General features: G+C 72.8%; 20 protein-coding genes and 1 pseudogene. 10 read left to right on the top strand and 11 right to left on the bottom strand.

Annotated elements, in window-relative coordinates:
* Positions 1 to 132: 132 nt before the first annotated feature.
* Positions 133 to 831 carry a YoaK family protein gene (locus ACF08D_RS30280; protein ID WP_392227258.1) on the top strand — a complete coding sequence of 233 codons (699 nt, stop codon included), beginning with the start codon at positions 133 to 135 and terminating at the stop codon, positions 829 to 831.
* Here the strand turns inward: ACF08D_RS30280 and ACF08D_RS30275 are convergent.
* The 5 genes from ACF08D_RS30275 to ACF08D_RS30255 form a co-directional block, all read right to left on the bottom strand.
* Positions 828 to 1943 carry an LOG family protein gene (locus ACF08D_RS30275; protein ID WP_392227256.1) on the bottom strand — a complete coding sequence of 372 codons (1116 nt, stop codon included), beginning with the start codon at positions 1941 to 1943 and terminating at the stop codon, positions 828 to 830. The genes ACF08D_RS30280 and ACF08D_RS30275 overlap by 4 nt on opposite strands.
* Positions 1944 to 1998: 55 nt before the next feature.
* Positions 1999 to 3168 carry a hypothetical protein gene (locus ACF08D_RS30270; protein WP_392227254.1) on the bottom strand — a complete coding sequence of 390 codons (1170 nt, stop codon included), beginning with the start codon at positions 3166 to 3168 and terminating at the stop codon, positions 1999 to 2001.
* Positions 3150 to 3878, bottom strand: coding sequence for an ABC transporter ATP-binding protein (locus tag ACF08D_RS30265; RefSeq protein WP_392227252.1), 729 nt, complete (start codon positions 3876 to 3878; stop codon positions 3150 to 3152). Before ACF08D_RS30265 ends, ACF08D_RS30270 begins: the two co-directional genes overlap by 19 nt.
* Positions 3879 to 4098: 220 nt before the next feature.
* Positions 4099 to 5478, bottom strand: a complete 1380-nt coding sequence (locus ACF08D_RS30260; RefSeq protein WP_392227250.1) for an aspartate aminotransferase family protein — start codon at positions 5476 to 5478, stop codon at positions 4099 to 4101.
* Positions 5463 to 5969 carry an Lrp/AsnC family transcriptional regulator gene (locus ACF08D_RS30255; protein WP_392227249.1) on the bottom strand — a complete coding sequence of 169 codons (507 nt, stop codon included), beginning with the start codon at positions 5967 to 5969 and terminating at the stop codon, positions 5463 to 5465. Before ACF08D_RS30255 ends, ACF08D_RS30260 begins: the two co-directional genes overlap by 16 nt.
* 187 nt (positions 5970 to 6156) lie before the next feature.
* On the opposite strand from ACF08D_RS30255, the gene ACF08D_RS30250 reads away from it, so the two are divergent.
* Positions 6157 to 7593 carry a gamma-aminobutyraldehyde dehydrogenase gene (locus ACF08D_RS30250; protein WP_392227247.1) on the top strand — a complete coding sequence of 479 codons (1437 nt, stop codon included), beginning with the start codon at positions 6157 to 6159 and terminating at the stop codon, positions 7591 to 7593.
* 72 nt (positions 7594 to 7665) lie between these two features.
* Here ACF08D_RS30250 and ACF08D_RS30245 read toward each other — a convergent pair whose 3' ends face one another.
* From ACF08D_RS30245 to ACF08D_RS30225, 5 genes and pseudogenes are all read right to left on the bottom strand, one after another.
* Positions 7666 to 9546, bottom strand: coding sequence for a protein kinase (locus tag ACF08D_RS30245; protein ID WP_392227245.1), 1881 nt, complete (start codon positions 9544 to 9546; stop codon positions 7666 to 7668).
* Between the two features lie 60 nt (positions 9547 to 9606).
* Positions 9607 to 9735: pseudogene (locus ACF08D_RS30240) on the bottom strand (SAM-dependent methyltransferase); the annotation flags it as partial.
* Position 9736: 1 nt separating this feature from the next.
* Positions 9737 to 10522, bottom strand: a complete 786-nt coding sequence (locus ACF08D_RS30235; RefSeq protein ID WP_392227243.1) for an SAM-dependent methyltransferase — start codon at positions 10520 to 10522, stop codon at positions 9737 to 9739.
* Positions 10519 to 11211 (bottom strand): glycerophosphodiester phosphodiesterase, encoded by a 693-nt coding sequence (locus ACF08D_RS30230; protein ID WP_392227241.1) that lies wholly within the window; start codon positions 11209 to 11211, stop codon positions 10519 to 10521. The genes ACF08D_RS30235 and ACF08D_RS30230 overlap by 4 nt, the downstream gene beginning before the upstream one ends.
* Positions 11211 to 12236 (bottom strand): adenosine deaminase, encoded by a 1026-nt coding sequence (locus ACF08D_RS30225; RefSeq protein WP_392227240.1) that lies wholly within the window; start codon positions 12234 to 12236, stop codon positions 11211 to 11213. Before ACF08D_RS30225 ends, ACF08D_RS30230 begins: the two co-directional genes overlap by 1 nt.
* A gap of 94 nt (positions 12237 to 12330) precedes the next feature.
* Here ACF08D_RS30225 and ACF08D_RS30220 point away from each other — a divergent pair, with 94 nt between their 5' ends.
* Entirely contained in the window at positions 12331 to 12918 is a 588-nt protein-coding gene (locus ACF08D_RS30220) for a DUF4190 domain-containing protein (protein ID WP_392227238.1), read from the top strand.
* Positions 12919 to 13375: 457 nt separating this feature from the next.
* Here the strand turns inward: ACF08D_RS30220 and ACF08D_RS30215 are convergent, their stop codons facing one another.
* On the bottom strand, positions 13376 to 13918 hold the full coding sequence (locus ACF08D_RS30215; RefSeq protein ID WP_392227236.1) for an NADAR family protein: 543 nt from the start codon (positions 13916 to 13918) through the stop codon (positions 13376 to 13378).
* Between the two features lie 175 nt (positions 13919 to 14093).
* On the opposite strand from ACF08D_RS30215, the gene ACF08D_RS30210 reads away from it, so the two are divergent.
* The 7 genes from ACF08D_RS30210 to ACF08D_RS30180 all read left to right on the top strand — a co-directional run bounded on the left by ACF08D_RS30210 (position 14094) and on the right by ACF08D_RS30180 (position 21955).
* Positions 14094 to 15599 (top strand): gamma-aminobutyraldehyde dehydrogenase, encoded by a 1506-nt coding sequence (locus ACF08D_RS30210; RefSeq protein ID WP_392227235.1) that lies wholly within the window; start codon positions 14094 to 14096, stop codon positions 15597 to 15599.
* 32 nt (positions 15600 to 15631) lie between these two features.
* The gene (locus ACF08D_RS30205) at positions 15632 to 16879 is read left to right on the top strand and encodes a spermidine/putrescine ABC transporter substrate-binding protein (protein WP_392227233.1); all 1248 of its coding nucleotides are present in this window, start codon (positions 15632 to 15634) and stop codon (positions 16877 to 16879) included.
* A 42-nt stretch (positions 16880 to 16921) separates the two neighbouring features.
* Positions 16922 to 18073: an ABC transporter ATP-binding protein gene (locus ACF08D_RS30200; protein WP_392227232.1), complete on the top strand. Its 1152-nt coding sequence runs from the start codon at positions 16922 to 16924 to the stop codon at positions 18071 to 18073.
* Positions 18070 to 19017: an ABC transporter permease gene (locus tag ACF08D_RS30195; RefSeq protein ID WP_392227230.1), complete on the top strand. Its 948-nt coding sequence runs from the start codon at positions 18070 to 18072 to the stop codon at positions 19015 to 19017. The genes ACF08D_RS30200 and ACF08D_RS30195 overlap by 4 nt, the downstream gene beginning before the upstream one ends.
* The gene (locus tag ACF08D_RS30190; RefSeq protein ID WP_392227229.1) at positions 19017 to 19814 is read left to right on the top strand and encodes an ABC transporter permease; all 798 of its coding nucleotides are present in this window, start codon (positions 19017 to 19019) and stop codon (positions 19812 to 19814) included. Before ACF08D_RS30195 ends, ACF08D_RS30190 begins: the two co-directional genes overlap by 1 nt.
* 22 nt (positions 19815 to 19836) lie before the next feature.
* Positions 19837 to 21255, top strand: coding sequence for an NAD(P)/FAD-dependent oxidoreductase (locus tag ACF08D_RS30185; protein ID WP_392227228.1), 1419 nt, complete (start codon positions 19837 to 19839; stop codon positions 21253 to 21255).
* Positions 21256 to 21481: 226 nt separating this feature from the next.
* Positions 21482 to 21955, top strand: a complete 474-nt coding sequence (locus ACF08D_RS30180) for a hypothetical protein (RefSeq protein ID WP_392227226.1) — start codon at positions 21482 to 21484, stop codon at positions 21953 to 21955.
* The last annotated feature ends 3 nt before the right edge of the window (positions 21956 to 21958 follow it).

Genomic DNA, 21958 nt, shown 5'->3' with positions numbered 1-21958 from the left:
CGCTCCGGCCCGGCGGCGGCGCCGGGCCCGTTCAGCGCCCAGCATCGGGCGGCCCGCGCGGCGGCGCCCGCCCGGTGGGCCATCCGGCTCCGTACGCGCGCGCCCCGGACGGGGGGCCGACACAGTGGGGCCGTGGAGCCGACAGCCGACCGCTTCGTGCAGCACGCCGTGCTGCTGACCGTGACGACGGGCCTCGTCGAGGCGGTCAGCCTGCTCGCCCTGGGTCCCGCGTTCACCGCCATGCAGACCGGGGACGTGCTGTTCCTCGCGTTCGGCGCGGCCGGCGAGGGCGGGCTGTCGCTGGTCGCCCCGGGTGCGTCGCTGGCCGGGTTCGCCGTGGGGACGGCGGCGGGCGCGGGGCTGGAGAGACGCCTGCAGGCCCACCGGCACCGCTGGTTCCGCATCTCCCTGTGCGTGGAGGCGCTGCTGGTGTGCGTGGCGGCCTTCACCGTGTGGGGGCTGGACCGTTCGGGCGGGATGCCCACCGCCCGGCATGTGACGGGCACGGCGATCCTCGCGGTCGCCATGGGCATCCGCGGCGTCACCGCGATGCGGGTGGCCGTCCCCGGCGTACCGACGACGCTGGTCACCCGGACGATGACCGCGTTCATCGGCGGCTCGCTCCTGCACGACGCGGCCCTCGCCCACGGCAGGCGGGTCGGGACGCGGCGCGCCCTGGCGATGCTGGCGATGTTCGCGGGCGGCCTCGCGGGGGCGCTGCTGCTGCGGTCGGGCCGGTCGGCGACGGTGGTACTGCTGGTGGCGGCGGCGATGATCGTGGCGATCGCCGCGCTGCACCTGCGCCTCACCACCCGGGAGCCCGCGGGCTAGCTCCCGGCGAGCCCGGCCAGCGCCTCCGGGGCCTCCTCGACGCCGTCCACCAGCGCGATGCGCGGCTCCATGGACCGGCCCTCGGCGAGGGCGCGCAGCAGCGGCCAGGCCGGCAGGCGCTCGGTCCAGTGGGCCCGGTCGACCAGCACCATGGGGGTGGGCTCGCCCCGCGACTCGTAGTAGTTGGGCGTCGCGTTGTCGAAGATCTCCTGGACGGTGCCGGCCGCGCCCGGCAGGTACACGACGCCCGCGGTGCAGCGGGCCAGCAGCCCGTCCTCGCGGGTGGCGTTGGCGAAGTACTTGGCGATGTGCGAGGCGAACACGTTGGGCGGCTCGTGGCCGTAGAACCAGGTCGGTATGCCCACCGACGCCCCGCCCTCCGGCCAGCGGGCCCGCACCTCGAACGCCGCCCGCGCCCAGTCGCCCACCGAGGGCGCGAAGGACGGCTCCTTGCCGAGCAGCAGCAGCGCCTCGTCCAGCACGGTGTCGCCGTAGGGGGCGGTGTACGCGCCGAGGTTCGCGGCCTCCATGGCGCCCGGCCCGCCGCCCGTCGCCACCGTCAGCCCCGCGCGGGCCAGGCTCCGGCCGAGGCGGGCGGCACCGGCGTACGCGTCCGTGCCGCGCGCCATGGCGTGACCGCCCATCACCCCCACCACCCGCGCCCCGGCGAGGTGCTCGTCCAGCGCGTCGGAGACGGCGTCGTCGTGCACGGCCCGCAGCATCGAGCCGAAGATGTCCCCGTCCGACCGCGTCCGCCCGAACCAGGCGTAGGTGAGCGCGTCCGGCGTCCCCTCGTACCCGTGCTCCGCGAGACCCGCGAACAGCTCGTCCGGCGTGTACAGCAGGCCCCGGTACGGGTCGAAGGGCACATGCGGTACGGGCGGGAAGACGAGCGCCCCCTCGGCCCGCACCTTCGCCGCCGCCTCCGGCTCCATCCGGCAGCCGAGGAACACGGCGGCCGTCACCGGGAGGGCCAGCAGCACCTCCGTACGCTCCGTCAGGTCGACCGACTGGAGCCGGAAGCCGACGAGGCTGCCGCGCGCGGCGACCTCGTCGAACTCCCGGAGCGTCTCGATCTCACGGTCGTGGCCGTGCCGGGGTGTGTGCGCCATGCCGACACGATAGCCAGCGGGGCGAAACCTTCCGGCACCGCGTCACGGCACCGCCCTACGGCCGCAGGGGCAGCGCCGCCAGCTCCGCGACCGCCCAGGTCAGCGGCGCGAACACGGCCAGCAGCGCCACCGCCCGCAGGGTCACCGCCATCCGGAGCACCGAGGCGGAGGCGCCCAGCCGCAGCAGGGCGTCCTTGGTGGACACCCGGGTCTGCCGCGACTCCAGCGCCGCCGTCAGCAGCGTCGCGACGGTGCACGTCACCACCAGCGCCGCGCCCAGCCCGGTCAGCGGGCCGAACGCCCGCGCGCCGCCCTCGTACAGCGTGGTCGCCCCGATGGTCGCCGACGCCACCGCGCAGGCCACCCCCAGCGGGCGGCCGATCCGCCGCGCCTCGGCCATCAGCGCCCGCCCCGCCAGCAGCCGGGTCACGCCCGGCCGGAACACCTGGAGCAGCCGCCCGGTGAGGTGGGTGAGCCCCGGTCCGGCGACGGCGAGGCCCACCGCGGTGAGCGCCCAGCCCAGCAGGACGCCCGCCGGTCCGCCGCCGAGGCCGCCGGGCAGCGGGAGGGCGGCGGCACCGCCGCTCGCGCCCCGGGCGGTGTACGTCTCGACCGCGACGCCCAGCGCGACCAGCGCCACGCCCCACGGCAGCCCGGCGGGCGGGGCCGCGGCGGCGGGCGTGTCGGTGTCGGGGTCGTCGTCCAGGACGGCCTTGCGGCGCGGGCGCAGCGCCAGGGCGCACGCCGCGGAGGCGACGACCGGTACGACGGCCAGCAGGGTGAGCGCGGCGGCGACCGGCAGGGGCCGGCCCGCGCCGAGCAGTTCGCCGGACGCCCCGTCGAAGGGCAGGCCGGTGAGGTCGCCGCGCAGGTGCAGGAAGACCAGCAGCGCGGTCGTGGAGCCGAGGACGCAGGCCACGGCGGTCGAGGCGGCGGCGACGGCGGCGAGCCGGGCGGGGCCCAGCCCGATCGCCGACAGACCGGGCCGCGGACGGGTGGCCGGGTCGGTGCGGGCGACGGCGACCGCGAGGTGCACGGTCGCGGCGAGCGGCAGGGCGCACCAGGCGAGCCGGACGAGCGCCGCCCGGGACTCGCCGGGGTGGCCGATCGCGTACCCGAGGGCGGACAGGAGCAGGAAGCCGACCCCGGCCGAGGCGGCCGCGACGAGCAGTCGCCGCAGCAGCACCAGGGGGTGGGAGCCGCGGGCTAGACGGAGAGCGAGCACGCGTCGCGGCCCTCCGCTCCGTTCAGGGCCACGGAGTTGACGCGACGCCCGTCGACCAGGTGGGCGGTGCGGTCGGCGAGCGCGGCGACGTCCGGGTCGTGGGTGGCAAGGAGCACGGTGATGCGGTGCGAGCGCGCGGCGGCGGTGAGGGTGCGCAGCACCTGGGCGCCGTCCGCGCGGTGCAGGGGCGCGGTGGGTTCGTCGGCGAACAGCAGCGACGGCATGGTGACCAGGGCGCGGGCGATGGCGACGCGCTGCCGCCGGGCGCGGGGGAGGTCGCCGGGCCGCTTGCGGGCGCAGTCGCCGGCGTCCAGCCGCTCCAGCCAGTCGAGGGCGGCGGACTTGGCGGCGCGGCGGGAGGTGCCGCGCAGCATCAGCGGCAGCGCCGCGTTCTCCCAGGCGGTCAGTTCGGGGACGAGGTCGGGCTGGGAGCCGATCCAGCCGAACCGTTCGCGGCGGAGCCGCTCCCGCTGGAGGGCGCTCATGGTGTGGACGGGGGCGCTGTTGAACCAGACCTCGCCCTCGCGGGGGACGAGCCGGCCGGACAGGCAGCGCAGCAGTGTGGTCTTGCCGCTTCCCCGGGGGCCGCTGACCGCGAGGATCTCGCCCTCGCGCACGCCGAGGGAGACGCCTTGGAGCGCGGGGGAGCCGTTGTGGGAGTGGTGCAGGGCGCGTGCCCAGAGCACGTCGTTGTCCGGCGGGGCCACCATGGCGAACACCTCGGTATCGGTTCTGATGTGTCGTTTCCCCGTACGTTCTTCCCCCGTACGGGGGAACGATGGTAGGGCGGATCGGTCACAGGAACCGTAGGGAGTGGCGGGGCGGCTGTCCGGACAGCACACGGCCCGGGTCCGCCCATCTCACTCGGATGGGGCACGACCCGGGCCGCGTTCAGCCTACGATCGGACGATCGGCTCGATCGGTTGACGCTTAAAGCTTCGTCCAGGCCTCGGTGAGGGTGGCCCGGAGGATCTGCTCGATCTCATCGAACGTGGACTGGTCGGACACCAGCGGCGGCGCCAGCTGGACGACCGGGTCGCCGCGGTCGTCGGCGCGGCAGTACAGGCCGTTGTCGTACAGGGCCTTGGAGAGGAACCCGTACAGGACGCGCTCGGTCTCCTCGTCGTTGAAGGACTCCTTGGTGGCCTTGTCCTTCACCAGCTCGATGCCGTAGAAGAAGCCGTTGCCGCGGACGTCGCCGACGATCGGCAGGTCGAGGAGCTTCTCCAGCGTGGCGCGGAAGTTGCCCTCGTTGTCCAGCACGTGCTGGTTGAGCTTCTCGCGCTCGAAGATGTCGAGGTTGGCGAGGCCGACGGCCGCGGAGACCGGGTGGCCGCCGAAGGTGTAGCCGTGCAGGAAGGTGTTGTCGGCCTTGTAGAACGGCTCCGCCAGGCGGTCGGAGACGATGCACGCGCCGATCGGGGAGTAGCCCGAGGTCATGCCCTTGGCGCAGGTGATCATGTCCGGTACGTAGCCGAACTTGTCGCACGCGAACATGGTGCCGAGGCGGCCGAAGGCGCAGATGACCTCGTCGGAGACGAGCAGCACGTCGTACTGGTCGCAGATCTCGCGCACGCGCTGGAAGTACCCGGGCGGCGGCGGGAAGCAGCCGCCGGCGTTCTGCACCGGCTCCAGGAACACCGCGGCGACGGTCTCCGGGCCCTCGAAGAGGATCTGCTGCTCGATCTGGTCGGCGGCCCAGCGGCCGAAGGCCTCCGGGTCGTCGCCGAAGAGCGGGGCGCGGTAGATGTTGGTGTTCGGCACCTTGTGCGCGCCGGGGACCAGCGGCTCGAAGGGGGCCTTGAGGCCCGGCAGGCCGGTGATGGACAGGGCGCCCTGCGGGGTGCCGTGGTAGGCGACCGCGCGGGAGATGACCTTGTGCTTGGTGGGCTTGCCCACCAGCTTGAAGTACTGCTTCGCCAGCTTCCAGGCGGTCTCGACCGCCTCGCCGCCACCGGTGGTGAAGAATACCTTGTTCAGGTCGCCGGGCGCGTGGTGCGCGATGCGCTCGGCCAGTTCGACGGCCTTCGGGTGGGCGTAGGACCACACCGGGAAGAAGGCCAGTTCCTTGGCCTGCTTGTAGGCGGTCTCGGCGAGCTCGGTCCGGCCGTGGCCGGCCTGGACCACGAACAGGCCGGCGAGGCCGTCGAGGTAGCGCTTGCCCTTGTCGTCGAAGATGTAGGTGCCCTCGCCGCGGACGATGGTCGGGACGGGGCTGTTCTCGTACGACGACATGCGGGTGAAGTGCATCCACAGGTGGTCGTAGGCGGTCTTGGAGAGGTCCTTGCTCACGGCTATCGGGTTCCCCACATATAGGTCTGCTTCTTGAGCTTGAGGTAGACGAAGCTCTCGGTGGAGCGCACGCCGGGGAGTGTGCGGATGCGCTTGTTGATCACATCCAGGAGGTGGTCGTCGTCCTCGCAGACGATCTCCACCATCAGGTCGAAGGAGCCCGCGGTCATCACCACGTACTCGCACTCGGCCATGGCCGTCACCGCGTCCGCCACCTGCTCCACGTCACCCTCGACGTTGATCCCGACCATCGCCTGACGGCGGAAGCCGACGGTGAGGGGGTCGGTCACGGCGACGATCTGCATGACGCCCTGGTCGAGGAGTTTCTGGACGCGCTGCCGCACGGCCGCTTCGGACAGGCCCACGGCCTTGCCTATCGCGGCGTACGGACGGCGACCGTCCTCCTGGAGCTGTTCGATGATCGCCAGGGAGACGGCGTCGATCGTCGGTGACGATCCGTTCCCGGCCCTGGGGTCTGCGCTTCGACTGGCCACACCTTCACTCTGCACCGAGTCTCGTCACTCGCGCAACCCCGGATCGAGGAAATCCGTTGTTCATGGGCCCGAATCCCACTGAATTCGAAGTTGTAGGGCGTCGGGCCTGTCGGAATCGTCGCATCAGCGACTAGGGTGGGGAGTGTCCAGTACGTGGACACCCGAGTCACCTAGAACCACGAGCCGACAGGAGGGGTGGCAAGTGACCACCGAGCTGCGTCGTCTGCGCAACTACATCAACGGGGAGTTCCGGGACGCCGCCGACGGACGGACCATCGACGTGGTCAACCCGGCCACCGGCGAGGTGTACGCCACTTCTCCGCTCTCCGGCCAGGCCGACGTCGACGCCGCCATGGACGCCGCCGCCGCGGCCTTCCCCGCCTGGCGCGACACCACGCCGGCCGAGCGCCAGAAGGCACTGCTGAAGATCGCCGACGCCTTCGAGGAGCGCGCCGAGGACCTCATCGCCGCCGAGTCGGAGAACACGGGCAAGCCCCTGGAGCTCGTCCGCACCGAAGAAATCCCCCCGATGGTGGACCAGATCCGCTTCTTCGCGGGCGCCGCGCGCCTGCTGGAGGGCAAGTCCGCCGGTGAGTACATGGAGGGCCTCACCTCCATCGTCCGCCGCGAGCCGGTCGGCGTCTGCGCCCAGGTCGCGCCGTGGAACTACCCGATGATGATGGCCGTGTGGAAGTTCGCCCCGGCGCTCGCCGCGGGCAACACCGTGGTCCTCAAGCCGTCGGACACCACCCCGGCCTCCACCACGCTGATCGCCGAGATCATCGGCTCCATCGTCCCCAAGGGCGTCTTCAACGTCGTCTGCGGCGACCGCGACACCGGCCGCGCCATGGTGGAGCACCGCATCCCGGCCATGGCCTCCATCACCGGCTCGGTACGCGCCGGCATGCAGGTCGCCGAGTCCGCCGCCAAGGACGTCAAGCGCGTCCACCTGGAGCTGGGCGGCAAGGCCCCGGTCGTCGTCTTCGAGGACACCGACATCGCCAAGGCCGTCGAGGACATCTCCGTCGCCGGCTTCTTCAACGCCGGCCAGGACTGCACCGCCGCCACCCGCGTCCTGGTGCACGAGTCCATCCACGACGAGTTCGTCGCCGCCCTCACCAAGGCCGCCTCCGAGACCAAGACCGGCCTGCCGGACGAGGAGGACGTGCTCTACGGCCCGCTCAACAACGCCAACCAGCTCAAGCAGGTCACCGGCTTCATCGACCGCCTCCCCGCCCACGCCAAGGTCGAGACGGGCGGCCACCGGGTCGGCGACAAGGGCTACTTCTACGCCCCGACCGTCGTCTCCGGCCTCAAGCAGGACGACGAGATCGTCCAGAACGAGGTCTTCGGCCCCGTCATCACCGTCCAGTCCTTCCGCGACGAGGAGCAGGCCCTGGAGTACGCCAACGGCGTCGAGTACGCCCTGGCCTCCTCCGTCTGGACCAAGGACCACGCGCGCGCCATGCGCATGTCCAAGGCGCTGGACTTCGGCTGCGTCTGGATCAACACCCACATCCCGCTGGTCGCGGAGATGCCGCACGGCGGCTTCAAGAAGTCCGGCTACGGCAAGGACCTCTCGGCGTACGGCTTCGAGGACTACACGCGCATCAAGCACGTGATGACCTCGCTCGGCTGACCCCTTCGGCACCCGCACGGGCGGGCCGGGACTCTCCCGGCCCGCCCGTCGTGCGTCACCCGCCCCTCCCCGTCAGGGCGAGACGTGCTCCAGCTCCTCGCGGCCCGCGCCCTCCGGGCGATCCGACCGGTCGGCGTACAGCCGGCCCTCACCCGCCGGGGTGAGCACCATCGAACCGCGCGCCGGACAGCCCGCGGTCGCCGGTACGAGCGGGCCCAGCACCAGCCGGTCGTCGTGCGCCCCGCTCAGGACGCCCTTCCACCGGCACGCCGCGCCGCCGGCCCGGCCCGTGGCGGTCACCACCTCGTCCCCCACGTCGCCCTGACGGATCGTCAGCCGCAGCGGGCCGGCCGGGGCCGCCGCCGGGACGCCCCAGTCGCCCAGGAACTTCGGGTGCACCGCCACACTGCTCTCCACGGCCGGCCGGAGGGTCGCCGACACCCCCGCGGACGTCCACCCCAGGGACCCGTCCGGCCGGACCGCCAGGGTCTGCCCCGGCGACGGCTCGGCACAGGCCTTCGCGCCTGCCGGGACGCTCCGCGACCGGCTGCCCCCGCCGAGCACCAGCTTCTCCCCGTCGGCCGACACCAGGGGCGCGCGGTTCTGGCAGACCGCGTCCGCCAGGGTGTACGTCACCGTGGCGACCATCTCGCCCTTCTCGCCCTGCACGATGTCGAACCGCCCCTGGAAGTCACCCTCCGGGCCGCCCGCCACCGCGCCCTCCCACGCCCCCAGATAGGCGTCCGGCACCGCGCCCTCCAGCGTCGCGATCTCCGGGTCCTTCTTGTCGTCGCCCGCCAGCCACCCGATCAGCATCAGCAGCAGGATCAGCATCACCGGCGCCCCCACCACGATGCTCAGCACGATCACCGCCAGCCGCGCGCCCCCGGACCGGGCGGGCCGCCGCACGGGCCCGGCCGGTACGCCCGGCCCGCCCGCGTGCCCCGGCTGCGTCGGGTACGCGTAGGGCAGCGGCGCCCCGAAACCCGCCGGCGCGTACGGCACCGGTGTCAAGGGCTGCGGCTGCCGCGCCGGCGGCGTGGCCGGCCCCGGCAGCTCCGCGTCCAGCAGCCGCGCCGCCCGCCGCCCCAGCTGCGCCAGCAGTGCGCCCGGCAGCCACGCCCCGGCCGGCTCGGCGTCCCGGGTCGCCTCGATCAGCTCCGCCACCGACGGCCGCCCCGCCGGGTCCTTGATCAGGCACGCCCGCACCAGGCCCGCCAGGCTCGGCGGCACGCCCTCGAGATCCGGCTCCTCCGTCACGATCCGGTACAGCAGCCCGTGGACACCGCTCTCCGCACCGCCGAACGGCATCCGGCCCGTCGCCGCGTACGCCAGCACCGCGCCCAGGCAGAACACGTCCGACGCGGCCGTCACCCGCTCCCCGCGCACCTGCTCCGGCGACATGAACCCCGGCGAGCCGACCAGCGCGCCCGTCCCCGTCCGCACGTCCCCCGCCGCGGTGGCGTCCAGCGCGCGGGCGATCCCGAAGTCGATCACCCGCGGCCCGTCCACCGTCACCAGCACATTGGACGGCTTCAGATCGCGGTGCACCAGGCCCGCCTCGTGGATCGCCCCCAGCGCCTGCGACAGCCCGCTCGCCAGGGCCCGCACCGACGCGGCCGGCAGCGGCCCGTGGTCCTCGCCGACCACCTCCGACAGCGACGGCCCCGGAATGTAGCCCGTCGCCACCCACGGCACCTCGGCCTCCGTGTCCGCGTCCAGCACCGGCGCCGTCCACCGGCCGCCGACCCGCCGCGCCGCCGCCACCTCCTGGGCGAACCGCCGCCGGAACTCGCCGTCCCGCGCCAGCCGGCGCAGCACCAGCTTCACGGCCACCGTCCGCCCGCCCTCGCTGCGCGCGAGGTAGACGCGGCCCATACCCCCCTCGCCGAGCAGACCGAGGAGTCGGTACGGGCCTATCCAGTCCGGGTCTTCAGCGCTGATCGATCGCACCGGGGGATCTTCGCACAACGCCCGGCCGCGCCCCCGGGCGCCGCGAACCGCCCCGCGCGGTCACGGTTTGCGGGCGACCGCCCCGAACTGCGCCACCTCCGGGCCCTCTTCGCACCGCCAGCGCGCACACGACACCACCCCCGGCTCCAGCACGTCCAGACCCTCCAGGAACGACACGAACTCCGCACGGTCACGGTTTGCGGGCGACCGCCCCGAACTGCGCCACCTCCGGGCCCTCTTCGGACCGCCAGCGCGCACACGACACCACCCCCGGCTCCAGCACGTCCAGACCCTCCAGGAACGACACGAACTCCGCCCGGCCGCGCGCCGTGATGGGCGGCGTGGCGTGCTTGTTCCAGAACTCCATCGCCTCCGCGTTGCCCTCGCCGCCCAGCTCCAGCGTCGGATGGGTCAGCACCAGGTGGCTGCCGGACGGCACCGCCGCCATCAGCGTCCGCACCACCCCCCGCGCCTCCTCCGTGTCCAGTACGAAGTTGAGGATGCCGAGCATCATCACCGCGACCGGCCGGCCCAGGTCCAGCACCGGCCGGATCGCCTCCACGATCCGCTCCGGCCGCCGCGCGTCCGCGTCGACGTACTCCGTCACCCCCTCCGGCGACCCGGTGAGCAGCGCACGCGCGTGCGTCAGCACGATCGGGTCGTTGTCGACGTACACCACGCGCGCGTCCGGCGCGATCCGCTGCGCCACCTCATGGGTGTTGTCGGCGGTCGGCAGACCCGTACCGATGTCGAGGAACTGCCGTACGCCCGCCTCGGCGGCCAGATACGTCACGGCGCGGCCCAGGAACGCCCGGTCCGCGCGGGCGACTTCACCGATGCCCGGGTACATCCCCGTGACCTGGTCGCCCACCTCCCGGTCCACCGGGTAGTTGTCCTTGCCGCCCAGCCAGTGGTTCCACACCCGGGCGTTGTGCGCGACGTCGGTGCGGATCCTGCCGGTGCTCTCCGGGGTCACGTCCGGCTTCCCTTCAGAACGGCGCTCAGCGCGTCCACACGGTTCGTGGTGATCGAGTCCACCCCGGCGGCGATCAGCCTGCGCATCGTCCGGCGGGTGTCCGCCGTCCACGCCGACACCAGCAGCCCGTCCCGGTGCACCCGCTCCGTCAGCTCCCGACGCACCAGCCCGAAGCGGTAGTTGAGCCACCGCGGCGCCACCGCCTCCAGCAGCACGGGCCGGGGCGGGGCGAGCGTCGTCCACGTCAGGGCGATCTCGGCGGCCGGGTCGGCCGCCCGTACCAGCAGCATCGCCGAGGCACCCGAGCAGTAGTACACCCGGTCCGCCGCGCCGCACTCCCGGACCGTGCCCACGATCGCCCGCACCGACCGCTCCGTCGCGCCCGGCAGGTCGATCATCACCCGGTGCCCGGCCACCGCCTCCAGCGCCTCGCCCAGCGCCGGCACGCCCTCCGGGCCGGTCAGCGACCGCAGTTGCTCCAGCGTCACGTCCGCCACCGGCCGCTCCACCCGCCACAGCCGCTTCAGCGTGTCGTCGTGCAGCAGGACCGGCACACCGTCCCGCGTCAGCCGTACGTCGATCTCCACGGCGTCCGCGCCCCGCGCGAGCGCCGACCGCAGCGAGGCGAGCGTGTTCTCCCGCACCCGGTACGGATCGCCCCGGTGTGCCACGGCACGGACCGTGCGCATCAGCCGCGCAGCCACTCGGTGGTGTACGCGTCGATCTCGGCGGCGATCCTGGCCTTGCCGGCCGGGTCGAGGAACGACGCCTCCACCGCGTTCTTCGCCAGCGCGGCGACCCCCCGCTCGTCCAGGTCCAGCAGCCGGGCCGCCACGGCGTACTCGTTGTTGAGGTCGGTGCCGAACATCGGCGGGTCGTCCGAGTTGATGGTCACCACCACCCCGGCGTCCACCATCCGCCTCAGCGGGTGCTCGTCGATGTGCGCGACGGCCCGGGTGGCGATGTTGGACGTCGGGCACACCTCCAGGGCGATCCGGTGCTCCGCCAGATAGGCCAGCAGCTCCGGGTCCCGCACCGAGCTGGTGCCGTGCCCGATGCGCTCGGCGCCCAGCTCGCGCAGCGCGTCCCACACGGTCTCCGGACCGGTCGTCTCGCCCGCGTGCGGGACGGAGCGCAGCCCGGCGGCGACGGCCCGGTCGAAGTACGGCTTGAACTGCGGACGCGGTACGCCGATCTCCGGGCCGCCCAGGCCGAAGCCCACCAGGCCCTCCGGGCGCAGGTCCACCGCCAGCCGGGCGGTCTCCTCGGCCGCCTCCAGCCCGGCCTCGCCGGGGATGTCGAAGATCCAGCGCAGGACCACCCCCAGCTCCCGCTCGGCGGCGAGCCGGGCGTCCTCGATGGCCGCCATGAACGCCTTCTCGTCGATCCCGCGCCGGGTGGAGCTGAACGGCGTGATCGTCAGCTCCGCGTACCGGATGTTCTGCCGCGCCATGTCCCGGGCCACCTCGTACGTCAGCAGCCGGACGTCCTCCGGGGTGCGCACCAGGTCCACCACCGACAGGTACACCTCGATGAAGTGCGCGAAGTCGGTGAAGACGAAGTAGTCGACGAGCGCCTCGGGGTCGGTGGGGACCTTCGAGTCGGGGTGGCGGGCCGCCAGTTCGGCGACGATCCGGGGCGAGGCCGAGCCGACGTGGTGGACGTGCAGTTCGGCCTTGGGCAGCCCCGCGATGAAGGGGTGCAGATCGGTCATCGGGGTGATCCTCCGTGTGCGGTGCGCTCGCCGGGCTGGTCGGGAGCCATCGTAGGTCGGCCGTTAGCATGGCCGGACACGACGGGGAGGGCTCATGACAGGCAACGGCGATCCGCACGACCCGTGGGCTCCGCCGGAGCGGCGCGAGCCCCAGGACCGCGGGGTGCCGCCGGTCCCCGGCGTGCACGACCAGCCCACGATGCCGGGCGGCCCCGGCGTCCACCTGCCGCCGCCCCCGCCGGCCCCGGGCGGCCCGGCCCAGCCGCCCCCGGTGCCCGGCATGTACGGCTACCCGGCCGTGCCCCCCGGCCACGCCGGCTACCCGGGTTACGCGGGCTACGCCCCGTACGGCTGGCAGCAGGCCCCGTCCAACGGCCTCGGCATCGCCGCGCTGGTGCTCGGCATCCTCGGCGTGGTCCTGTTCTGCCTCTGGGGCCTGGGCATCGTGCTGGGCGTCCTGGCGCTGATCTTCGGCATCATCGGGCGCGGCAAGGCCCGGCGCGGTGAGGCGGACAACCACGGCATGGCGCTGGCCGGGATCATCCTCGGATCGATCGCGATCGTGGTGGGCGGTGTGGTGCTGGCGCTGATGATCACGGAGGTGACGCAGGAGAGGGACGGCTCGCCGTCGCGGGACGAGGGCACGTTCAACACGGTGCTGGTGGCACAGCCGCGGGCCTGACGCCCCCACCCACCGGTCCGCAGTCGGCCGACGGCCGGGGTGGGGCCGTGCAGGGTCGCCCCCGCAGCGGTTGGCGGCGTCGCACGGTCACCCGACCGGTAGGGCAAACCGCCGACCGCGAGGAGGCGAGCCCGGAGGGGCCCCGCCCCACCCCCACCGGGGTGCACCGCACCGGGGCGCACCCTAGAACGGGCACCGCCCCGGTCCGTTGTGCCCACCCTCCCCCAAGCTCTCGGCTTCGCTCGAGCAGGGGGGACCCCCATCGCCCTGCGGGACGATTGCCCACAACGCGGGGCCCCGTTGTGCCCACCCTCCCCCAAGCTCTCGGCTTCGCTCGAGCAGGGGGGACCCCCATCGCCCTGCGGGACGATTGCCCACAACGGGGAAACGCGCCGCACCGGGACGATTGCCCACAACGGGGGAGCGCACCGGTCCGGGGCCGGCGCCGCCGCTGCCGTCAGTGCAGGGACTCCCGCGCCTTCATCAGGGCGAAGCCCAGGAGGTTCAGGCCCCGCCAGTGCGCCGGGGTCTGCGCCCGGGGGTCGTCCGCCGCGAGGCCGATGCCCCACACGCGGTCCACCGGGCTCGCCTCCACCAGCACCCGCTCGCCCGTGCCCCGCAGGAACGCCCCCAGCTCCGGGTCGGAGCCGAACTTGTGCCGGCTGCCCTCGACCACCACGCGGAACCGCTCCCGCTTCCAGACCGTCTCGTCGAAGCCGCGCACCAGGCGCCCCGCCTTCTTCGCCTCCGCGGGGCTCGCCGCGCCGAGCGCCTTCCGCTCCGCCTCCGCGTCCCCGAAGAGCCGGGCCTTGGACGCCATCATCCAGTGCTCGGCCGTCGCGTACTCCACACCGCCGACCGTGAACGGCGAGGGCCACCACTGGCTGAGACAGCTCGCCCCGAGCGTCCCGTCCCGCCTCGGCGTGTGGCCCCAGAAGTGCAGGAACTTCACCCGCTCACCCCTGCTGACCTGCTCGATCAGCGCGTGGACCATTTCCATGCACGCCAGTCTGGCAGCCACCACCGACACTCCGTACCGATATACCGCCGCCCACCCGACACATGGTCGACCGAATCCGTCGCTTAACCAAAAGGCAACCACGGAATCGCTTGTTGCTCAGGTTCTCCTCTGCCAGGATCGGCAGTCAATTCCAGCCGGGACAACGGAGAGCGTCATGGGCAACGGCTTCCAGGGACTCGACCGCTTCGCGGCCGGGGCGCAGTACATCGGGGGGCGGCTGCGGGCCGGCACCTCGGAGCACGGGCACACCGTCATCGACCCCGCCACCGGGGAAAAGGTCCTCGACTACGCGCCGGCCTCCACCGCCGACGTGGACGCGGCCGTGGGCGCCGCCCGGGACGCGCTGCCCGGCTGGGCGGGCGCCACACCGGGCGAGCGTTCCGACGCGATGCACCGCTTCGCGGCGCGTCTGGCCGAACGCGCCGAGGACCTCGCGCACGCCGAGTCCCTCCAGTGCGGCAAGCCGATCAGGCTCTCGCGCGAGTTCGACGTACCGGGCACGGTCGACAACACCGCCTTCTTCGCCGGGGCGGCCCGCCACCTCCAGGGCCAGTCGGCCGGCGAGTACAGCGGCGACCACACCTCGTACGTCCGCCGGGAGCCCATCGGGGTCGTCGGCTCCATCGCGCCCTGGAACTACCCCCTCCAGATGGCGGCCTGGAAGGTCCTCCCGGCCATCGCGGCCGGCAACACCATCGTCCTCAAGCCCGCCGAGCTGACCCCGCTCACCAGCCTGATGTTCGCGCAGGCCGCCACCGACGCGGGCATCCCCGACGGGGTGGTCAACGTCGTCACCGGCTCCGGCCGGGAGGCGGGGGAGCACCTGGTGGGCCACCCGGACGTGGCCATGACGTCCTTCACCGGCTCCACCGCCGTGGGCAAGCGGGTGGCCGAGATCGCCACCTCCACCGTCAAGCGGCTCCACCTGGAGCTGGGCGGCAAGGCGCCGTTCGTCGTGTTCGACGACGCCGACCTGGAGGCCGCCGTGCACGGCGCGGTCGCCGGCGCGCTCATCAACACCGGCCAGGACTGCACCGCCGCCACGCGCGCGTACGTCCAGCGCCCGCTGTACGACGCGTTCGTCTCCGGGGTGGCCGACCTGATGGCGACCATCCGGATCGGCGACCCCTTCCAGGAGGACACCGACCTCGGACCGCTGGTCAGCCACGCCCAGCGGGACCGCGTCGCCGCCTTCGTGGACCGGGCCCGCGGGTACGCCACCGTCGTCACCGGCGGTGTGGCGCCGCACAATGACGGCGCCTACTACCGGCCCACCCTGATCACCGGCGCCGCGCAGGACAGCGAGATCGTCCAGGCCGAGATCTTCGGCCCGGTGCTGGTCGTCCTGCCCTTCGACGGCGACGACGAGGGCCTGGCCCTCGCCAACGACACGCCGTACGGCCTCGCCGCCTCCGCCTGGACCCGCGACCTGTACCGCGCCAACCGCGCGACCCGGGAGATCCAGGCGGGTTGCGTCTGGATCAACGACCACATCCCGATCATCAGCGAGATGCCGCACGGCGGCTACAAGGCGTCCGGCTACGGCAAGGACATGTCCGCGTACTCCTTCGAGGAGTACACGCAGGTCAAGCACGTCATGTTCGACAACACCGCGGTGGCCCGGAAGGACTGGCACCGCACGGTCTTCCGGGACCGATAGCCCTCGACGGCCCGCACCGAAAGGCACACCGCATGGAGCAGCACCAGCCCGACAGCCTCTCCGCGGCACAGCTCGCCGCGATGCGGCGCAGCCTGACCAACGGCCGGGGAGCCCTCACCCGCCGTTCCATGCTGCGCGCCGCGGGCGTCGGCGCGCTCACGGCCGGCGGCCTCGCCGGCCTGAGCGCCTGCGGGATCCCGCCCGCCAAGCGGGAGGGCGACGGCACCGCCTCCATCGACGTCTCGGCCCGGGAGAAGCGGCTCGCGTTCTCCAACTGGACCCAGTACATCGACATCGGCGACGACGAGAAGACCCGCCCCTCCCTGGACGGCTTCACCAGGCGGACCGGGATCACGGTCAAGTACACCGAGGACATCAACGACAACGTCGAGTTCTTCGGCAAGGTCAAGCCGCAGCTCGCCGCCGGCCAGGACACCGGCCGCGACCTGATCTGCGTCACCGACTGGCTGGCCGCCCGCATCATCCGGCTGGGCTGGGCCCAGCGGCTCGACCCGGCCAACCTCCCGCACGCGTACGCCAACCTCTCCGCCCAGTTCCGGCGCCCCGACTGGGACCCGGGCCGGTCCCACTCGTACCCCTGGACCGGTATATCGACGGTCATCGCGTACAACAGGAAGGCCACCGGCGGCCGCAAGGTCGACTCCGTGACCCAGCTCCTCGACGACCCCCGGCTCAAGGGGCGGGTCGCGTTCCTCTCCGAGATGCGGGACTCCGTCGGGATGACCCTCCTCGACCTGGGCAAGGACCCGGGCCGGTTCACCGACGCCGACTTCGACGCGGCGATCGGCCGCCTCCAGAAGGCCGTCGACACCCAGCAGATCCGCCGCTTCACCGGCAACGACTACACCGGCGACCTCGCCAAGGGCGACATCGCCGCCTGCCTGGCCTGGGCCGGGGACGTCATCCAGCTCCAGGCCGACAACCCCGACATCGCCTTCGCGATCCCGTCCGCCGGCTACATCACCTCCAGCGACAACCTGCTGGTCCCCGCCCAGTCCCGGCACAAGACCAACGCCGAGAAGCTCATCGACTACTACTACGAGCCGCCCAACGCCGCCCGGCTCGCCGCGTACATCAACTACGTCTGCCCGGTCGACGGCGTCCGCGAGGAACTCGCCAGGATCGACCCGGCGCTGGCGTCGAACCCCCTGATCCTCCCGGACAAGGCGATGGCCGCGAAGTCCCGCGCCTTCCGCTCCCTCACCAGCGAGGAAGAGTCCGCCTACGAGGAGAAGTTCGCCAAGCTCATCGGTGCCTGAGCCGACGCCCCCGCCCGCCTCGACCCCCCGGGACCGCAACCCATGACCGACAGCACGCACACCGGTGGCGACGTCCGCCTGTCCGGGATCAGCAAGACCTACGGCTCCTTCACCGCCGTCCACCCGCTCGACCTGACCGTCCCGCAGGGCTCCTTCTTCGCCCTCCTCGGCGCGTCCGGCTGCGGCAAGACCACCACCCTGCGCATGATCGCCGGCCTGGAGGACCCCAGCACCGGCACCGTGTTCCTCGGCGACAAGGACGTCACCGACCTGCCCCCGTACAAGCGGCCGGTCAACACCGTCTTCCAGTCGTACGCGCTCTTCCCGCATCTCAACATCCACGAGAACGTGGCCTTCGGCCTGCGGCGGCGCGGCATCAAGTCGGTGAAGAAGCAGGTCGGCGACATGCTCGATCTCGTCCAGCTCGGCGACAAGGCCGGGCACAAGCCCCACCAGCTCTCCGGCGGCCAGCAGCAGCGCGTCGCGGTCGCCCGCGCGCTCATCAACCACCCGCAGGTGCTGCTCCTGGACGAGCCGCTCGGCGCGCTCGACCTCAAGCTGCGGCGCCAGATGCAGCTGGAGCTGAAGCGCATCCAGACCGAGGTGGGCATCACCTTCGTCCATGTCACCCACGACCAGGAGGAGGCCATGACGATGGCCGACACGGTCGCGGTGATGAACGGCGGGCGGGTCGAGCAGCTCGGCGCCCCCGCCGACCTCTACGAGAACCCCCGCACCACCTTCGTCGCCAACTTCCTCGGCACCTCCAACCTGATCGAGGCCGAGGTGACCGCCGCGGGCGCCGAGGTCACCGTCACAGCGGGCGGCGGCACGCTCCGGCTCCCGGCCGCCCGGTGCGGCGAGGGCATACGCACCGGCGGCAAGCTCCTCGTCGGCGTCCGCCCGGAGAAGATCGCGCTGGCCCACGCCGACGAGGCGGACACCATCGACGCCGGCCGCAACCGTGTCACCGGCCGGATCGCCGCCACCTCCTTCATCGGCGTCTCCACCCAGTACGTCGTCGACGGCCCCGCCGGCACCGGCCTCCAGGTGTACGAGCAGAACGTCGAGCGCGACTCCCGCCTCGCCCCCGGCGCCGACGTCGTCCTGCACTGGAACCCGGCCCACACCTTCGGCCTGGACGCCGGCCAGGACATCACCGCGGGCGTGGAGAAGGTGGAGGACGCCGCGTGACCCTCACCGACGCCCCCGAGGCGCCCGGGCGGCCCGCCGAGGGCGGCGCGGGCACACCGCCCGCCCCGCGCAGGCCCCGCGCCCGCAAGCGGCTGGTCCCGTACTGGCTGCTGCTGCCCGGCATCCTCTGGCTGGTCGTCTTCTTCGCGCTGCCGATGGTCTACCAGGCGTCGACCTCGGTGCAGACCGGCTCCCTGGAGAAGGGCTTCCAGGTCACCTGGCACTTCGCCACCTACTGGGAGGCGTTCGGCGAGTACTGGCCGCAGTTCGTCCGGTCCCTGCTGTACGCCGGCACCGCGACCGTGCTGTGCCTGCTGCTCGGCTACCCGCTCGCGTACCTCATCGCCATCAAGGCGGGCCGCTGGCGGAACCTGCTCCTGGTCCTGGTGATCGCGCCGTTCTTCACCAGCTTCCTCATCCGTACGCTGGCGTGGAAGACGATCCTCGCGGACGGCGGCGCGGTCGTCGGCGCCCTGGACGCCCTGCACGTCCTGGACGTCACCAACTGGCTGGGCTGGACCCAGGGCGACCGCGTCCTGGCCACGCCGATGGCGGTGGTGTGCGGCCTGACGTACAACTTCCTGCCCTTCATGATCCTGCCGCTCTACACGTCCCTGGAGCGCATCGACGGGCGGCTCCACGAGGCGGCGCAGGACCTGTACGCCTCGCCCGCCACCACCTTCCGCAAGGTGACCCTCCCGCTGTCCATGCCGGGCGTGGTCTCGGGCACCCTGCTCACCTTCATCCCGGCGAGCGGCGACTACGTCAACGCCGAACTCCTGGGCTCCACGGACACGAAAATGGTCGGCAACGTCATCCAGTCGCAGTTCCTGCGGGTGCTGGACTACCCGACGGCGGCCGCGTTGTCCTTCATCCTGATGGCCATCGTGCTGATCATGGTCACCGTCTACATCCGCCGGGCCGGAACGGAGGACCTGGTCTGATGCGCCTGCTCCGCAAGAACCTCGTCGTCGTCGCGGGTCTGCTGACCCTCGCGTACCTGCTCCTGCCGAACGTCGTCGTGATGGTGTTCTCGTTCAACAGGCCGGCGGGGCGCTTCAACTACTCGTGGCGGGAGTTCTCCACCGACGCCTGGCGCGATCCCTGCGGGGTGGCCGACCTGTGCGGGTCGCTCGCGCTGTCGCTCCAGATCGCCGCCTGGGCGACGCTGGGCGCCACGGTCCTCGGCACCATGATCGCCTTCGCGCTGGTCCGCTACCGCTTCCGGGCGCGCGGCGCGGTCAACTCGCTGATCTTCCTGCCGATGTCCATGCCCGAGGTCGTGATGGCCGCCTCGCTGCTCACCCTGTTCCTCAACATGGGCGCCGAGCTGGGCTTCTGGACCGTCCTCATCGCCCACATCATGTTCTGCCTGAGCTTCGTGGTGGTGGCGGTCAAGGCGCGGGTGCTGTCGATGGACCCCCGCCTGGAGGAGGCCGCCAAGGACCTGTACGCCGGTCCCGTCCAGACCTTCCTGCGGGTCACCCTGCCCATCGCCGCCCCCGGCATCGCGGCGGGCGCGCTGCTCGCCTTCGCCCTGTCCTTCGACGACTTCATCATCACCAACTTCAACGCCGGCTCCACCGTCACCTTCCCGATGTTCGTCTGGGGCTCGGCGCAGCGCGGCACGCCCGTGCAGATCAACGTCATCGGCACGGCGATGTTCGTCATCGCGGTCCTGGTGGTCGTCGCCGGGCAGGTCGCGGCCGCCCGGCGCAGGCGCGCCGCCGCACAACCATGAGAATCTGAGGGAGCTGAAAACCATGGCCCCAGCCGCCATGCGTAGTGCCGCACGATCACTCTCGGACGCCCAGCCCGTCCCGTTCTGGCTGGAAGACCCCGGCAAGCCCGCCGCGCTGCCCGCCCTCACCGGCACCGAGCACTGCGACCTGCTGGTCGTGGGCGGCGGCTACAGCGGCCTGTGGACCGCGCTCCTCGCCAAGGAGCGCGACCCCGGGCGGGACGTCGTCCTCATCGAGGGCCGGGAGGCGGGCTGGGCCGCCTCCGGGCGCAACGGCGGCTTCTGCGCCGCCTCCCTCACCCACGGCTTCGGCAACGGTCTCGCCCGCTGGCCCGGCGAACTGGCCGCCCTGGAGGAGCTGGGCGCGGCCAACCTGGACGCCATCGAGGCGGCCGTCGCCGCGTACGGCATCGACTGCGACTTCGAGCGCACCGGCGAGATCGACGTGGCGACCGAGTCCCACCAGCTCGACGAGCTGACCGAGACGTACGAGGAGGCCGGCCGGCTCGGCCTCGCCGGCGGGCTGGAACTCCTCGACCGGGACGAGGTACGGGCCGAGGTGAACTCGCCGACCTTCCTGGGCGGGCTGTGGGACCGGCGCGGGGTCGCCATGCTGCACCCCGCGAAGCTCGCCTGGGGCCTCAAGCGCGCCTGCGCCGACCTGGGCGTACGGATCTACGAGAACACCCGCGGCCTGGAACTGGCCCGGGCGGGCGCCGGGATGGCGGTGCGCACGCCCTACGGCCGGGTCTTCGCCCGGCGGGTCGCCCTCGGCACCAACGTCTTCCCGTCCCTGGTGAAGCGGGTCCGCGCCTACACGGTCCCGGTCTACGACTACGCCCTGATGACCGAGCCGCTGACGGACGCGCAGCTGGAGTCCATCGGCTGGAAGAACCGCCAGGGCCTCGGGGACAGCGCCAACCAGTTCCACTACTTCCGGCTGTCCGCCGACCACCGGATCCTGTGGGGCGGTTACGACGCCGTCTACCCCTTCGGCGGGCGGGTGAGCCCCGAGCACGACGACCGCCCCGAGACGTACCTGAAGCTCGCCGGGCACTTCTTCCACTGCTTCCCGCAGCTGGAGGGCGTCCGCTTCAGCCACGCCTGGGGCGGGGCCATCGACACCTGCTCGCGCTTCTCGGCGTTCTTCGGCACGGCGCACCAGGGCCGGGTGGCGTACGCGGCGGGCTTCACCGGCCTCGGCGTGGGCGCGACCCGGTTCGGGGCGGACGTGATGCTGGACCTGCTGGCGGGGGAGCGGACCGAGCGCACCGCGCTGGAGATGGTGCGCACCAAGCCGCTGCCCTTCCCTCCGGAGCCGCTCGCCTGGGCGGGCATCGGGCTCACCAAGTGGTCGATGGCCCGCGCCGACGCCCACGGCGGCCGGCGGAACCTGTGGCTGCGGACGATGGACCGCCTGGGGCTCGGCTTCGACAGTTAGTCCCACTAGTCCCACGGGTTGGTCCCACCGGCCGCTGGTCCCGCTGGACCACCGCCGACGCGTACCGTGCGAACCCCGTATGCGCCGGGTGTGCGCCCCTCGCACTCCACTTCACCACCAATGCGAGGGGCGTACTCGCGTCATGACCCGCATCCAGTCGTCTCCTTCCGCGTGAACGCACTGCCCGGAGAGGCAGTCACGGAGACGGACATGGAGGCGGACGGCGATGACTGGTTCGGGGGCCAAGGCGGCGGTGGAGTGGCTGGCGGCGGTGGCGCCGGATCCCGGTGCCTGCCGGTGGGAGTGGGAGCGCAGCGTCCTCGGGGTCGCGCTGCTGCCCGCGGGGCGGCGCTGGGACGTGCTGATCACTCCGGCCGAGCTCGGCCACGCCACGCTCGACGTCCTGTGCCGCCTCGTCGACCGGCCGGGCCCGGTGCTCGCCGACTTCGGCGACGCCCGCCTGGGCTTCTTTGTCCCGGCGGGCACCGCCACCCGCTGGGTCGGCACCGGGATACGGGCGGCCGGGCGCGGCACCTGGATCGCCGTCCCCTACCCGGGCCGCGTCACGGGCGCGGCGCGCTGGCTGGTCCTCCCCGACGGGCGCGGCACGCTCAACGACCCGGGGCTGCTGGAGCTGGCGATGCACGAGGCGGTGGCCGGCATGGTGCGGGGGCGGGACGCCCGGAGGGTTGACAACTGAATT

This window comes from Streptomyces sp. NPDC015131, from assembly GCF_043079975.1.
GTDB lineage: Bacteria > Actinomycetota > Actinomycetes > Streptomycetales > Streptomycetaceae > Streptomyces.
The sequence above is the reverse complement of the archived record's forward strand: the minus strand, read 5'-3'. Positions and strand labels throughout refer to the sequence as shown.

What these genes read in the sequence shown, in the direction of transcription:
- ACF08D_RS30275 (WP_392227256.1), bottom strand. Translation starts at nt 1,943, where the DNA reads ATGGCGCACACACCCCGGCACGGCCACGACCGTGAGATCGAGACGCTC.
- ACF08D_RS30265 (WP_392227252.1), bottom strand. Translation starts at nt 3,878, where the DNA reads ATGGTGGCCCCGCCGGACAACGACGTGCTCTGGGCACGCGCCCTGCAC.
- ACF08D_RS30230 (WP_392227241.1), bottom strand. Translation starts at nt 11,211, where the DNA reads ATGCGCACGGTCCGTGCCGTGGCACACCGGGGCGATCCGTACCGGGTG.
- ACF08D_RS30225 (WP_392227240.1), bottom strand. Translation starts at nt 12,236, where the DNA reads ATGACCGATCTGCACCCCTTCATCGCGGGGCTGCCCAAGGCCGAACTG.
- ACF08D_RS30220 (WP_392227238.1), top strand. Translation starts at nt 12,331, where the DNA reads ATGACAGGCAACGGCGATCCGCACGACCCGTGGGCTCCGCCGGAGCGG.
- ACF08D_RS30215 (WP_392227236.1), bottom strand. Translation starts at nt 13,918, where the DNA reads ATGGAAATGGTCCACGCGCTGATCGAGCAGGTCAGCAGGGGTGAGCGG.
- ACF08D_RS30210 (WP_392227235.1), top strand. Translation starts at nt 14,094, where the DNA reads ATGGGCAACGGCTTCCAGGGACTCGACCGCTTCGCGGCCGGGGCGCAG.
- ACF08D_RS30205 (WP_392227233.1), top strand. Translation starts at nt 15,632, where the DNA reads ATGGAGCAGCACCAGCCCGACAGCCTCTCCGCGGCACAGCTCGCCGCG.
- ACF08D_RS30200 (WP_392227232.1), top strand. Translation starts at nt 16,922, where the DNA reads ATGACCGACAGCACGCACACCGGTGGCGACGTCCGCCTGTCCGGGATC.
- ACF08D_RS30190 (WP_392227229.1), top strand. Translation starts at nt 19,017, where the DNA reads ATGCGCCTGCTCCGCAAGAACCTCGTCGTCGTCGCGGGTCTGCTGACC.
- ACF08D_RS30185 (WP_392227228.1), top strand. Translation starts at nt 19,837, where the DNA reads ATGGCCCCAGCCGCCATGCGTAGTGCCGCACGATCACTCTCGGACGCC.
- ACF08D_RS30180 (WP_392227226.1), top strand. Translation starts at nt 21,482, where the DNA reads ATGACTGGTTCGGGGGCCAAGGCGGCGGTGGAGTGGCTGGCGGCGGTG.